The sequence below is a fragment of the Granulicella aggregans genome, from assembly GCF_014203275.1.
Lineage (GTDB): Bacteria > Acidobacteriota > Terriglobia > Terriglobales > Acidobacteriaceae > Edaphobacter.
Genome location: NZ_JACHIP010000009.1, coordinates 1 through 13,917, shown reverse-complemented (window position 1 = coordinate 13,917; position 13,917 = coordinate 1). Strand labels below are relative to the sequence as shown.

Genomic DNA, 13,917 nt, shown 5'->3' with positions numbered 1-13,917 from the left:
AACACTCGCGAACAGCCAAAGCAGGCGGCGTGAGCGCGCCGCAAGACTACTGGCAACTAATGAAGCGGCCGACGCTCTCTGGAGCCTCGCTGGCGCACTTGGCAAATTTGCGTCAGTTGTCGACCGCAACGCACGTCGTGAAGCTCAGGCCGCAGCCGTCAAGGAACGCACTGCAATGGCGTTCTTCGAACTTGCCTGACATTAGCCCGACTCTCCTCTACCGTCTCTGCAAAAAGGGCGACGGGGCGTTTGAAACGAAGATCGGCTCTCGCGTTTTCATCGCACCTAATACTGCTGCCGCAAGGCTTAAGCGGCACTAAACGGTGTTAAGGTGTGGGGCAGCTTAATGGCAGCTGCAGTTAAATGCCGGAGAGGAGTTCCGCGATCGACAGCTTCAGGCCGAGGGCGAGTATTTCGATGGTGTTGAGTGACACGGATTTTCGGCCGCGCTCGAGCTGGCTGATATAGCTGCGATTAATGCCAAACTCGCGAGCCATGCCGACCTGGGTTAGATTTCGCTGTGTACGAAGCTCCTTGATGCGCTGACCGAAACGGGTGCTGACGTCCTGGTGCGGCTTCGCGTGAGAATTTCTCTTCCTCAAATCGTTCATGGAAACATGCAGTAGTGTCACTGGACCTGGTGTCACCGGTAGGGACCAGCTGGAGGGAATCCCAGAGGGAAGGTAGGCGAGCGGCCTAGGCTGGAGGGCTAAAGCCCCACGATTCGAAATCCGAGCTTCCAAGGTGAGGCAAGTGGCTGTGCGAGTTGGAAATGATTGCTCCTGCTGAGAAACGCGAGGGAAGGAAGCAAGGTTCGGATTGGCACAGCTCATAGTATTGGGCTCCTGGCGAAATTGCTCAGTCCGGATTTCGCGATCGATCTCGGAGGCGAGCTCGCGCGGGATCTGTGTTCCGGAGCCGCGCGTTGGTTTGTTCTCAGTTTGCAGGAATAAGTTGAGGGGAGTTCGAGATTTTCGGCCAAAAAGATCGCCCGGGTACCCAAAGCTGAAGAGAATAGTCACGAACTCTGGTCACCCTATACCAAATCGCAGGTTTGGAGGCTGACTCATCAGAGATGCGATTTAGCGCGATCAAGCACGTGGCTTTCTGGCTTAGTGTTCCAATATACTGATCGACGCATCGCAGAAGCGCGGCTTAGTGCAATCGCCAATGCGCTCATTGAGGCCAGGATTACCCATAAACCAAACTCCGTGGCAGGTGACGGCATAGGCAGTGTCTTAGCGCGAAGCGGAGACGGAACCGATCGGTCTCCGCGCTTCGCTCCCTCCCCCCGTGGACGGCCGAAGAGTTTCCGTCGAGCAAGATCGAAGGATTTCAGGTCGAGGTCAAGGATCAGCTCGACCATTCGGTTCCCTGATGAACGGCAGAAATGTCGGGCCACATCGGCAAGAATAAGACCGCAGTCGTGTGGTTACCGAAAGATTTGTCTGAAGCGGACATCCGAATGTTTTGCTGCTGCGTACTCTCTGCACGTACGCCAACAGATGAACTGGGCCTCTGAACCCTCACTTGGTACTTGGTCACTCTCACGTGTCAGGCACCCGGTTCCCAAACAGCATTCGCCTGTGTGAGGCCCTTCCATGTCAAAACTCAAGTCCGTCCTGGGCGTCGCCCTGGGAATCGTCATCGCGATGCCCCAGTCCGGGGTCGCGTCCAGCCACCGGGAAGCACCAATCACCGCTTTAGACCACACTGCCGACATCACGGACTTTTACGCCTTCGTCAGTTACGACCACCCGGACCGCGTTACTTTCATTTTGAATGTTGATCCGTTCCTACAGCCCAGCAACGGCCCGAATTACTTCCCGTTTGATCCGAATGTGCTGTACGAAATCAAGCTCGACAACAACCAGAGTGCCAAGGCGGAAGTGAAGGTTCAGTTCCGCTTTACGACGGAAGTACGGGCCCCCGGCGTCTTCACCGGTTTCGTAGGTGCCGGCAATGGAATCAGTTCGCCCGCCAACTCTCCGGCCCCTGTACCACCCGGAACGCCAATAGTTCCGCCAGCTATTACCTCTCTGGACGGCCCAGGGTCGGCAGGTTTGAGCCTACGACAGACATACACCGTGACCGCGGAGGTTGGCGGCTACAAGTACAACCTTACGAATCGTGACGGTTCACTCCTGTTTGCCGTACCGAGCAATGTTGGGCCTAGAACAATGCCCAACTATGACGCATTGGCCAGGCAAGGGATCTACCATGATCTTGAGGCAAAGAGCGGCAACACCACCGTCATGTCGGATGTGAGTGTTTTTGCTGGGACGGTCGCTGATCCGTTTTTCATCGATCTTGGGGCTGCCTTTGATAGCTTCAATTTCAGGCCCTCCGCAGGCGGAGGCGTCATGACATCGGCACAGGACAAGAATGACCACCTGAACACGGCTCCCAACGCGGTATCCGGTTTTAATGTCAATACGATTGCGATTGAAGTTCCGATCAAGTATCTGACCAGTGACTTCCAGGTCCATTCAGCTAAGGATCCGAAAGGGACCATCGGGGCGTGGGCAACTACCTCTCGTCCGCAGATTACTATTCGTCGTTCGCCTCGACCAACTCAAAGTGAAGGTTCCTTTTACCAGGTACAGCGTTTCGGCAATCCGTTGGTAAACGAGCTCGTCATCGGAACGGGTTCAAAAGATCGTTGGAGCATGGAAGAGCCGATCAACGACGCTCAGTTCGCCAGTTTTGATCTGGACCCACTCATCGCGCGCGTGTTCAACGCTGTCTACGGAATCAATGTTCCCCCTGCTCCACGGCTTGACCTTCTACCGCTCGTTACGTACGCGGCACCGATCGCTCCCAAGGGTACACCTGCTGGCCCGATCGCGGATCTTCTCCGACTTAACACTGGTGTACCGCCAACTCCTTACGCAAATCGGAGTCGTCTGGGCCTTATCGCTGGCGATCCTGCTGGCTTTCCAAACGGTCGTCGCGTCACCGACGATGTGGTCGATATCGCTGCGCGAGTCGTCGGTGCCGGCGTCCTCAGCCCCGGATACAACGTTTCGCCGAATAATCTGATCGGTGATGGTGTGAACGCGACCGATGTTCCGACTCAGGAAACTTTCCCCTATGTGCATTTTGCTTATAGCGGGCGTGACAGCCGCCACATCGACGCAAGCGAAGTCGGTTGCGGCGAGCAGCCTACGGGTGCAAGCAGTACGTCTGGAGAACCAGCAAACCAAGGCGGCAACACGACCTGCCCCGTAAACTAACGCTTCATTACAGATAAGGTTTGCTCCTCGCGCGAAGATGTCGCGAGGAGCAAACCCATTTACGATTTCATAAACGGGCCCTCAAGTGAAACCTACGTGTGCTTGGCTTATCTTCTCCTGCTGCCTTGTTGCTGTCCCGATTGCCCGTTCGATGCAAGCCCAACCCGGGCCCTCACTAGCTGCAACAACTTCTATAACGACTCCTGCACAGCTACTCGTTTCAAATGCGAAGCGTAAGGTTCTGGCCGATCAGAAGAAGGCGGACGCGTATGCCGACCTCGCTTCGGCCTATGTTAAGCGGGTACGCGAGACAGACAGCCCGCAGGACCTGCTTGATGCTGAACGAGCGAATGCTGAGGGCCTGAAACTGGATGCAGGCAATTTTCAACTACAAAAAACGCAAGTGGCGATACTGCTTGCCGATCAAAGATACATTGAGGCCAAAGAAAGAGCATCCCTCCTCAATCGACAAGTGCCAGATGACGTAATGATCTATGGCTACCTTGCTGAATCGGACTTAGCCTTGGGGAACTATGATGCGGCCGAAAAATCCGCACAATGGATGCTGAACATGCGCCCCAACAATCTTCCGGGCCTGCTAATCGCTGCGCGGCTGCGTTCCGTCTATGGCGACGCAGATGGCGCATTGGAGCTACTTGACCTTGCGTACTCTGAGACCTCGCCATCCCAGATAGAAGATCAGGCTTGGATTGCCAATCAGATCGCAGCGATCCAGATGGAATCGGGATCCATGGATGCGGCGATTTCTCTGCTGGAGAAGACATACGAGCTTTTTCCCGATTATCCGTTCACGCTTGCCAGTCTCAGTCGTGCGCGACTCGCACAGCATCGGGCGGCAGATGCGATTCAGCTTCTGCTCCGCGCGAAACAGATAAGTGGCAAGTCACATTACATCTATCTGCTTGCTTTGGCGCAAGAAGCCGCCGGTCAGTCTTCGGCGGCAAGCGCAAGCTATGCGGAGTTCACAGCACTCGCAACACAAGCCGGCAACCCATTCGACTCCTCGCAGCTCGACCTGATCTCTCTCTATGCAAAAGATCCTGTCCAGGCCCCGAACGCATTGATTCTTGCCAGGCAGCAACTTGCATTGCGCCACGACGTGTGGACATTAGACGCATCGGCTTGGGCACTCTTTGCAAACGCCGATTTCGTTGAGGCAGCCAAGCAGGAGCAGAAGGCAATTGCGATTGGCATCCAGAGTGCTCAAATCTTCGATCATGCGGGTCAGATCGCTCAGAAGTTGAATCAGAATGAACAGGCGCTGACGTACTTCGAGCGTTCCCTCAAAGTCAACGCCGCCTCACAATTCTCCGAAAATGCACGAAAGGCGCTCAGACGAGCGCCAGGTGCCAGCCTGCCACCCGTCGCGCCGACAGCCGTTCCTTCAAGTTCGTTGCTGCCTACAGCGGAAGAGCCCCAGGTTGCAGCTATCATGTCTCCCTTTCACCAGCCCATGCCCGCAGTCGTAGTGTTCGCGCCGGTTCCAGCAAAGCTGCTCACCCCTCTTCCCACCGACACCGACAGGTTGATCCACAAGGCGCAGTCGCTGGCATCAAATAACCCGAAGCAAGCAAAGGCGTATTCCTCGTTGGGAGCCTCATATTTTCAGCGCGCCCGGGAAACCGGCGACGCCAGCGACTATCAGTTGGCGGAAGAGGCGCTCACAAAATCTCTCGAGCTGGTCTCGACTGACTTTTCGGCAGACGAACCACTAAGCACACTGGCTGAGGTCTGCATGGGAGAGCATCGCTTTAACGACGCTCTAACTTATTCACAGAAGGCGCTCTCCTTGGGTTCTGGAGATGTGTCCTCGTTCGCCATTGTGGGCGATGCCTATGCCGATATGGGCTCCTACGACAAAGCTGCGCAAGCCTATGCGCGACTCACGCCCCGCGATATGACCCTGACTCCTCGTGCGGCTTATGCTCGCGACAGTCGACTCGCGTATTTGAAGTTTGTCGCCGGCGACACCCCCGCCGCTATTGCGTTGATGAAAGCGGCAGTCGAGGAAGGAAATATGGCGCAGCTGCCGAGTGAAAACCTGGCGTGGCTTTATTATGAGCTTGGTGAGTTTGATTTTCAGACCGGCAGCTACGGTCCTGCAGACATCGCTTACTTGACAGCGCTTAACATCCACCCCGGCGACTACCGCGCGCTGGCAAGTCTGGCAAAGTTGCGAGCCGCAAGCAGCCGTTATGATGAAGCGATTCTTCTGTATCAAAAGGCCATCGACGTCGTTCCCATGCCGATTTTTGTTGCAGAACTTGGTGATTTATACGCGAAAACAAGCCATCCGGCAGAAGCCACAAAGCAATATCAGCTCGTTCAGTACATCGGATTGCTGGGCCAAATCAACCAAGTCCTGCACAACCGCGACCTGGCACTCTTCTACGCCGACCATGACATAAAGCTACCGGAATCACTAGCACTTGCGCAGAAGGAACTTGAAGTGCGCCAGGACGTCTACACCTGGGACGCGTTAGCATGGGCGCTTTACAAGAACGGGAACATTCCGGAAGCAGCAAAGATGAGTGAGAAAGCGCTGCAATACGGCACTAAGGACTCTATTCTCCTGTTCCACTCCGGTATGATTTTGATGCGGGATAATCAACTTGATCGCGCAAAAATTTCCTTCACCGAGGCGCTCCAGATTAATCCTCATTTTCATCTTCTCTACGCCTCGCAAGCCCAACAGCAGCTGAATCAAATGGGTGTGAAGACAGGTATAGGTGCTAACTTTGGGCGGTGAATTGGCCGCACGAGTCTGCTCATCCCAGCCCTAACTCGCCGTAACCTAAAGGGCACGGTGAAATGGTTCAAAAACGTGAAGGGTTGCGGGTTTCTCGGACACGATGGGGAGCCGACGTTTTTGTCCACTACAGCTCAATTCAAACCAAAGGCTACAAGACCCTGAAGGAAGGTGACGGAGCAACTTCGACATTATTCAGGGGATAAAGGGCCCGCAGGCAGATAAGGTAGAGACGCTGAGCGGAAAGATCCCAGCTTCCGAGCGACCATCTGAAATCTGAACGAATCTGCTTCTACCTCGCCAAGGTTTAGCTAGCAAATTGCCATTTCCGTCGTATTCGTTGACACAGCTAGAACTCGGCAGGTGTTTGCGCGTCATACATAGGAGAGGAGACGCGCATGGATGTTCGACAGGTTCTCATAGCTGCCTTGCTCCTGATCTCCGTAAAGGAAACTCACGCGGCAGTTCACGCCTGTGCTGATCTACGTAGACACAACATTCCTGGGGAAGACATAGGCCTTCGTACCCGAGGCGGGATCGTTTTGTCTGCCCATGAGGTCAGAAAAGACGGTGGCGGATATTGCCGAGTGTTAGGGCAAATTCGGTCGATTGACCCTGCTGCGGATCCTATCCGTTTTGAAGTAAATCTTCCGGAGACATGGAATGGCAAGGCGCTTCAGTTCGGGGGAGGTGCATTCAATGGATATCTGCGGGAAACCGATGGACGGGGCCACACCGTCGTTGCTGACAAGGGTCAACCCACCCCCCTCGCAAGAGGCTACGCAACCTTTGGCAGCGACTCAGGCCATCATAAGCATTACCTGCTTCTCCCAGATGCCTTCAACCTCGTCAATGCAGACTTTGGATTGAATGATGAAGAGCGTAACAACTTTGCGTCGGACGGCCTGAAAAAGACTCACGACGTAGCAATGGCTCTCATTAAGGCGCGATATGGCCGCGTGCCGAAGCGCATGTACTTTATCGGCGGTTCTACTGGGGGGCGTGAAGCGCTGAAGGTCGTCGACCGCTGGCCGGATGATTACGATGGCGTCATGGCGGCCTATGCTGCATGGAATCAGATTGAGACTGATCTTCAGTTCATTCACATCTCCCAGGCGATGTACGCCAAAGGAAAAGACGGGCAGGCGGGCTGGCTACCTTCGTCCAAGACAAAACTGCTGCGCGACGCTGTTCTTAACGCCTGCGATGCTCAGGATGGCCTCACAGATCGCATCATTAGCGACCCCGCAGGATGCCACTTCGATCCGGCGGTACTGCGATGCTCCGATGGAAAAGATCGCAAAGGCTGCTTGTCTGACGGTCAAGAGCGCACCGTCCTGGCCTTCTCCGCGCCACAGAAGACAGTGTTTGCGGTCGAAAATGACATGGACCATCAGCCCGGATATAACGTCTTGCGTGGCTCAGATCTGGTTGGAAACATGGGTTGGCTCAACCATCCGTTTCATCCAGCAATTCCCTTCCTAAATTCTTTCTACTACCTCATCGGGGACGGAGTAGTGCGTGCGTTTCTCGCGGCTGGACCACAGGTCAATCTGTTTCAGATCAATACGCAAGATGGTGGAACCATCGGCCATGCGCCCTCCGAATACCTTCCTCGAGTTCATGAGCAGTCGGTTGAAGATGATGCCAGCCTCGCAGACCTCTCACCTTACGAAAGGCATGGCGGAAAGCTCTTGTTAGTCCATGGAGTCGCAGACTCCACCATCCCGACCGACTCTTCGGTCCTGCTCTATACCCGGATCGTTGAGGCAATGGGTCAGCAACGCACGACAGCTTTCGTCAGGTTGTACCTCATTCCGGGTTTCGGACATGGACGAGGGGTCTTTGATGCGGGCTTCGACACTGTCGGAGCCTTAGACCGCTGGGTCGATGAGGGCTTAGCGCCTAAAACCCTCATTGCTGTCGATCAGAATAAGCATGCTCATCGCCGGGAGCGTCCGATGTGCTGCTGGCCGGAATGGCCCCGTTACGCCGGTGGTGATACAGACGCAGCATCAAGCTACGTTTGCACGCAAAAGCAATAAAGGCCTCCCGCTGACGATCTACGAGGTGTACATCTGATCGAGAGAGGTAACTACCCAAGGGCCGTCGCCGCCTGACGTTTGCACCGGCTCGAGTAGGCGTGCAGTGGTGCCAGAAGAGCGTCAAAGGCGCCTGAGGTGGCTCAGGAAGCGGATCTAATAGGTGAGGTCCGTTTCCATTCAGCTTCGCGATCTTCCAAGCCTTCATTTCGTCAGCCGGATAAGTTCGCACGAGATCGATCGGCACCTGGGACGGCTCAGCGTCCGCAAGCCACCGATCGAAGTCCTTCGGATCAACGATGAGCGGAGTACGGTCGTGAAATGTTTCCATGGTCTTGTTTGGATCGCACGTTATCATGGCAAAGCTTTCGATGACCTGGCCTGTATCGTGATCCTTCCACCGATCCCAAATTCCGCCGAATGAGAATAGCCGGTCATCGGTTAGAGCTACCGCGTAGGGCTGCTTGGTTTTCTTGTCGATCGGTTCCCACTCATAAAAGAACTCGCCAGGGATCAGGCATCTGCGCCGTTGGAAGGGCTCTCGCCATGAGCCGCTGGTCAAGAGCGTGGCCGCCCTAGCATTGATACTCTCAAAGGTCGGCTTAGGGGTTTCAGACCAGAAAGGAACAAGTCGCCATTTCAGGAACGCCAGTTCACGCTTGCAGGTATCTTTGCTGAGCGGGGTAACAGGCTGCATGGAATCTGGGGTGATGTTCCAGTCCGGCGCTGGCTCTAGCGTCACTTCCCCAAGGTCGTGTAGCCGATAGTGCTCAGCGATATGCTGCTTGTCGGATCGGCGTCCGTAGCGTACATACATGCAGACATCTTAGCGCGAGCGACAGTCCTAAAAGGACGGGCTGATTTGCTCCATTCTCCAGATAGGTCCCCCTTCGTACAACGCTCCTTCCTCGCGCACGAATGCGGGAGGATTACCGGCTTGGAGCCAGATATGGTAGTCCGACGGTTGCTTGCCGATAATGGGCGCGATGACTCCTGTTACACCACCCAATTCAACATGGAGCGTGAAATCTGTAGCTTTTCGCCGAAACGCTCCGACTCGGAAGGGGATGGTTCCCATTGGTCTGATTGAAATATGAATGAGTCGGGCCTTCTTGCCCGGCGCAATATAGGAGACTTTGGTCTCCGGTGTCGAAGGTAGGATGTTCAACAGCAGATTCGGCGGAAGTCCATTGGCGACATCAGAAGGGAGATCCATGTGCTCCTTCGAAATGCTGCCGTCCTCCGCTTTGAATGTGAGGTCGCCACTGGTCATATCGATCAGGAAGTCGATCGGCTTAGGAAACGAAGGACCGTGCTGAATGTGATGGTCGGTCAACAAGCGGAAAACCTTATCTTGCGTGAAAACGGTCACGTCTTCATCAACAGAGCCATCCTTAAAACGGAATATCAACCGAGAAGTTACCTTACCTCTGCTGACGACCTGCGTTGACTCGCCTGTCGCGATGGTCACGCCGTCGAGAGTTTTGAGCGCGAGAAAGCCATGACTCGACCCTTGTCCGTATCGAACTGGAATCGGTTCCGCTTTCAACGAAGCAGCAAGGAGAAGGGTTATGAAGGTCGAGAGACCGAGCGCATTGGCGCAGAAACGCATGGTGGTGCTCCTTGGTTTATATAGTGAGCAGATCCGCGAAGCTGGACCGCAATAGGAGCTAAAAAGGCTGCCTGAAACCTAAACCCAAGACTTACTGTTCGGTTGCGCGGAGAAGGATGGCGGTCCCGAGAACAGCCCGGCTCGTGGCGCTCCGGAACCTAGCCGTGACGCTTTGGCCGCAAGGCCGAAGCCACCATGTTAGGGCCAGCGATTAGGAAGTCGAGAAGGATCTTCGGCAACACTTCCATGTCGTGAAGAATAGTCGTCTCTTCAGAATCCCCCCAACATCGCACCATGACGCATGGCGTACCAACTGAAGGCTGCTGAGACGGCAGAAACAAAGAATGAAAGAACAAGCCCGCCGCTGAGGTGAGGCGTGTGCGCGAGTCGATGAACTCCCGATTGCGCCAGGAGCATCACCCCCGGCAAACCTATCCAGACCACGGCAGCGGTCGCCCAAAGAGGCTCGGCATTCCGCAACTGCTGTGAGATCGCTCCGATCAATCCTCCTGTGACGAAAGCGAATACTGCTTCGACAACGAGAGCCTTTGTCGCTTCTCCTCGCCCCGCCTGAAGATTCGTTGAGAAAAAGACTGCTCCACGCACCGCTGCAGCAAAGGCCGCGGCCTTCCAGTTCCACGGGGGAACCAAAGTCTTTACCGGCTCGCGCACGATGTTCCGCAGTATTTGTCGAAGATGTACCGGTGTACCTACCATCTGGTCCATAGCTATTGTTTTCGATGCCTACAGGATTGCCTTGGAGATCTGAACCAGCCAAGGTACGGCCGCTAACCGGTCCGTTGGATTGAATACTCCACGATTCCGCGCCACTGTATAGATAAGGAACCGAAAATTGCCAGCGAGGTGATCATGCAGGGGCATACTCACACCGAAAGACACGGCATCAACTTGATGCCATGGCAGATCGAAGCCGCCGACGAGCTTGAGCAATCTGCATTGTCGTGGCCACGATGAACGGGAACGAGATGGTGAGTGTTTCTCTTCACGTCGCCTCACGTCCGCCCGTCTGCAACCCAGATTGCAGTTAGCAGTTCCTCTCAAAGTTGATGGTGTCGCTGCGGCGGACCATACATTATCGAGACTTAAATAGCCATCAGGTCTCCCGCGCATGGCTACGTGTTTGACAGTCAGTGCCGCAATCTCGCCAAACGCCGCCCGATGTGGGACCATAAAATCTCGCTCCTCAAAGACTTTCAGTTATCACCATGGAGCCTTTCGTCGTGCATAACCTATCAGATACATTCCAGTTCGACACATTCGATGTTTGCGAGCGAACTCGCGCCACCACCGCGCTCCGCCTCCTCGGGCAGGCAGGCACCTCCATGGAAGAAGCCGCCAATGAGGTCGTCGAATACCTCTACCGCAGCTTCCTGACGGCCGTCGGGAAACCCGCCTGCGCACTCATCCGTTGCTTTAAGACCCACCGTCTCGGCGATCTTCCGGCCGACCTCCGTGAGGTGGCCATCCGGCCTCTGGGAGGATCCCCATCGGACGAGGACGTGCTGTGCCTCACTCTACTCGCAACCCGCGGCGACCAACCCGAATGGAATACGCGCTTTGGCTCCCGGAGTCATAAGGCCATCCCTCTAGCCTCCCCGGTTGTCCTAGCCCGCGCTCCCATGATCGCCCGCCTCATTGTTCAGTTCGGCTTAGACCCTCACAGCTTTCTTAACCCCGAGCCCAATCCTAGCCACACCTCCACCCCTCATACCCTCCGCGTGTTCCACGTAGAGCAGGCTCTCGACAGCGATTTCATTCCCGCACAGTCGAGCTTCGTCGTTCCTTTCGGCATTCATTCCGTGCTGGGCTTCGGAGGCCTCCTTCCCTCGGGGGAGCTCTTCTGTATCCTCATGTTCTCCCGTATCCACATCTCCCCCGAGACCGCGAACCTCTTCGAGCCCCTTGCTAGTGAAGTCAGCCGCGCCCTTCTCGGTCCAGGCCCCCGTCCGATATTCTCAGGCAAGGCCAGAGAATAATCCTCTCCCCGAGGAGGACATTCTGCTAGGGTGATGTGACCTGTAGCTTCTACAGATCACTAAACTGCTGATTGGTGACAGGGCATGGATCAATCCGAAAGCCCTGGCCTATCGTCCGATGTGCCGGGGCCTCTTCAGGATGGGGTAGACCCAACATTGACACTGGTGGCGAATTGAGCGGATGAGGAATCAACCGTGGTGCGGGAGCTGATTATATGCGTGCGATGAGCGTCTGTCCGCTGAAGATTCAACCATGTCCCTCAAACCTCAAGAAGACTTCCGTGTCCCGGACGAAACGCGCCGCGTGGCTTTGGCGGCGTTTCCTAAAGGGTGTGCCTGCCTTCGCATCGCCGACGCGTTGGGCGGCGTGTATCGGGACAAGCAGTTTGCGGCCCTGTTTCCTCGGCGCGGCCAGCCGGCCGAGTCTCCCTGGCGTCTGGCGCTTGCGACGGTGCTCCAGTTCACGGAAGCGATCTCCGACCGACAGGCGGCGGCTGCGGTTCGGGGCCGAATCGAAAGGAAGTATGCACTCGGCCTGGAGTTGGTGGACTCGGGCTTCGACCGTACCGTGTTGAGCGAGTTCCGCACTCGTCTTGTTGAAGGAAAGCTGGAGTTGATCTTGCTGGATGCACTTCTGAAACGGGTGCAGGAGCTGGGATTGCTTAAGCCGCGGGCAAGCAGCGGACCGATTCGACGCATGTCCTGGCTGCGGTCCGTACGATGAACCGGCTGGAGCGTGTCGGTGAGACGCTGCGGGCGGCGCTGAACGGCCTTGCTGTCATAGCCCCGGAGTGGCTGATGGCGGTTGCCGAACCAGAGTGGTTCAAGCGAGACCGGCCAAGGCAATCAAGAAGACCACGCCTGCCAGGCCATACAGCAGGAACCCACAGATCTTCGCCGCACGGGTTTGCGACACCCGAAACGCACGAGTGAACTGCAGAAGCACGACAACTGTCGAGATGACTTCCACAAGCTGTCGGCACCGAAGGCCAGAAGCGAAACGCTTCTGGCTTTCCAAGCGGCCGTGAGGGCGACCGGACACTCAACAAGCATCCAGCAGAGTGTCACCCACTGAAGCAAGAGAATGCGGCCCTCGATAGAGGAACGGGGAGCAATGGCTGTCGTCATCATGAATGCTTCCTTTTCAAACCGATCAGGAGCCCGGCACTTATCCCGACCGACTTCTGGTGCCCCGCAGCGAAGCTGTAATCGTACGCCGGTTCCAGATACCAGCCAAAGTGATGCCGTCCGGTCGGCCAGAACATGAAGTCTTCGGCCACTTCGCCGGTCAGCGTATTGGAGCTGCTCTGACGAATACATTCCAAGCTTCGGTACGCTCCGCGCTGACGCCTAAAGATGGCGAATCCATTCCAGAGATCGTTCTGGAGGATGGGAGCCGCGGCCTTTCGTATGTATGGACCAGCCGAGAGCTGGGCAAACCTCTGCACACGTTGCTGGGTTTGAGTGGGTTGGTGCTGTTGCTTGCCTGCGCAAACATCGCGAACCTGATGCTGGCGCGAGCCTCTGGAAGGCAGCGCGAGATGGCCGTTCGACTAGCGCTCGGCGCGAGCCGGAGACGGGTGCTTCGCCAGGTGCTGACAGAGAGCCTTCTGCTCTCGTCGCTTGGTGGCGTTGCGGGTCTCGTAATTGGCTATCTGGGACGTAATACCCTGCCGCGACTGATGGAGACATCGTTCGACGGATACACCTCCAATGTTCGTTTCAACTGGGTGATCTTTGGGTTTGCAGCGGGCGTCACCCTACTGACAGGGATACTCTTCGGCATCCTGCCGGCGTGGCGTGCCACCCGCGAAGATCCGAACCGTGGCCTGAAAGAGACTTCGCAGTCCATCACTCGACGCCGTTCGGCGTGGTCCGGCAAGTTGACGGTTGCCTTTCAAATCGCTCTCTCTACTCTGCTCGTCGCCAGTTCGGCACTTTTTCTCCGGACGCTGGTTAACCTGAACCGGGTGCAAACAGGCATCCAGGCAGATAATCTGCTGCTCTTCGATCTCAGCGCGCCCGAGGCAAGGTATCCCGGTGCGGCCGCGCCAGCGCTGTTTGATCAGCTTGAAAGACAGTTGGCTGCAACTCCGGGGGTGACCGGCGTGTCGGTGCAGACACCATCGTTCCTTTCCAACAGTATGTGGGACGGCGACTTCGACATCGAAGGAGTTGCTCCCGTGCCCATCGACCAAAAAGACCCAAGCCGCTACCCCAACCTGATGATGGTGGGACGAGACTTCTTTAAGGTCGCAGG

Annotated in this window: 9 protein-coding genes and 2 pseudogenes; 7 read left to right on the top strand and 4 right to left on the bottom strand. The window is 56.0% G+C overall.

The annotated features are described in order from the left end of the window. Positions 1-359: 359 nt before the first annotated feature. On the bottom strand, positions 360-611 hold the full coding sequence (locus tag HDF16_RS23030; protein ID WP_184222078.1) for a helix-turn-helix domain-containing protein: 252 nt from the start codon (positions 609-611) through the stop codon (positions 360-362). A 990-nt stretch (positions 612-1,601) separates the two neighbouring features. On the opposite strand from HDF16_RS23030, the gene HDF16_RS23025 reads away from it, so the two are divergent. The 4 genes and pseudogenes from HDF16_RS23025 to HDF16_RS23010 all read left to right on the top strand — a co-directional run bounded on the left by HDF16_RS23025 (position 1,602) and on the right by HDF16_RS23010 (position 8,051). Then, positions 1,602-3,236: a DUF4331 domain-containing protein gene (locus tag HDF16_RS23025; protein WP_184222076.1), complete on the top strand. Its 1,635-nt coding sequence runs from the start codon at positions 1,602-1,604 to the stop codon at positions 3,234-3,236. A gap of 151 nt (positions 3,237-3,387) precedes the next feature. Continuing rightward, positions 3,388-6,006 carry a tetratricopeptide repeat protein gene (locus HDF16_RS23020; protein WP_184222074.1) on the top strand — a complete coding sequence of 873 codons (2,619 nt, stop codon included), beginning with the start codon at positions 3,388-3,390 and terminating at the stop codon, positions 6,004-6,006. 57 nt (positions 6,007-6,063) lie between these two features. Next, a pseudogene (locus HDF16_RS23015) lies at positions 6,064-6,286 on the top strand (cold shock domain-containing protein). Positions 6,287-6,593: 307 nt separating this feature from the next. Then, entirely contained in the window at positions 6,594-8,051 is a 1,458-nt protein-coding gene (locus HDF16_RS23010) for a tannase/feruloyl esterase family alpha/beta hydrolase (RefSeq protein WP_184222072.1), read from the top strand. A gap of 193 nt (positions 8,052-8,244) precedes the next feature. On the opposite strand, the pseudogene HDF16_RS31960 reads toward HDF16_RS23010, so the two are convergent. From HDF16_RS31960 to HDF16_RS23000, 3 genes and pseudogenes are all read right to left on the bottom strand, one after another. Continuing rightward, positions 8,245-8,865, bottom strand: a pseudogene (locus HDF16_RS31960) (SOS response-associated peptidase); the annotation flags it as partial. Positions 8,866-8,892: 27 nt separating this feature from the next. Then, the gene (locus HDF16_RS23005) at positions 8,893-9,660 is read right to left on the bottom strand and encodes a hypothetical protein (RefSeq protein ID WP_184222070.1); all 768 of its coding nucleotides are present in this window, start codon (positions 9,658-9,660) and stop codon (positions 8,893-8,895) included. Between the two features lie 270 nt (positions 9,661-9,930). Beyond that, positions 9,931-10,386, bottom strand: coding sequence for a hypothetical protein (locus HDF16_RS23000; protein WP_246409778.1), 456 nt, complete (start codon positions 10,384-10,386; stop codon positions 9,931-9,933). A 515-nt stretch (positions 10,387-10,901) separates the two neighbouring features. On the opposite strand from HDF16_RS23000, the gene HDF16_RS22995 reads away from it, so the two are divergent. The 3 genes from HDF16_RS22995 to HDF16_RS22985 all read left to right on the top strand — a co-directional run. Further along, on the top strand, positions 10,902-11,657 hold the full coding sequence (locus HDF16_RS22995) for a hypothetical protein (RefSeq protein WP_184222068.1): 756 nt from the start codon (positions 10,902-10,904) through the stop codon (positions 11,655-11,657). A gap of 253 nt (positions 11,658-11,910) precedes the next feature. Beyond that, a complete protein-coding gene (locus HDF16_RS22990; RefSeq protein ID WP_184222066.1) occupies positions 11,911-12,381 on the top strand; it encodes a transposase in 471 nt (156 codons plus the stop codon). 409 nt (positions 12,382-12,790) lie between these two features. Beyond that, positions 12,791-13,917: FtsX-like permease family protein (locus HDF16_RS22985; protein ID WP_184222064.1), on the top strand; the 1,127-nt coding region annotated here is incomplete at its 3' end.

Coding starts and splice junctions, on each gene's coding strand:
- HDF16_RS23030 (WP_184222078.1), bottom strand. CDS start 611: ATGAACGATTTGAGGAAGAGAAATTCTCACGCGAAGCCGCACCAGGAC.
- HDF16_RS23025 (WP_184222076.1), top strand. CDS start 1,602: ATGTCAAAACTCAAGTCCGTCCTGGGCGTCGCCCTGGGAATCGTCATC.
- HDF16_RS23020 (WP_184222074.1), top strand. CDS start 3,388: ATGCAAGCCCAACCCGGGCCCTCACTAGCTGCAACAACTTCTATAACG.
- HDF16_RS23005 (WP_184222070.1), bottom strand. CDS start 9,660: ATGCGTTTCTGCGCCAATGCGCTCGGTCTCTCGACCTTCATAACCCTT.
- HDF16_RS23000 (WP_246409778.1), bottom strand. CDS start 10,386: ATGGACCAGATGGTAGGTACACCGGTACATCTTCGACAAATACTGCGG.
- HDF16_RS22990 (WP_184222066.1), top strand. CDS start 11,911: ATGTCCCTCAAACCTCAAGAAGACTTCCGTGTCCCGGACGAAACGCGC.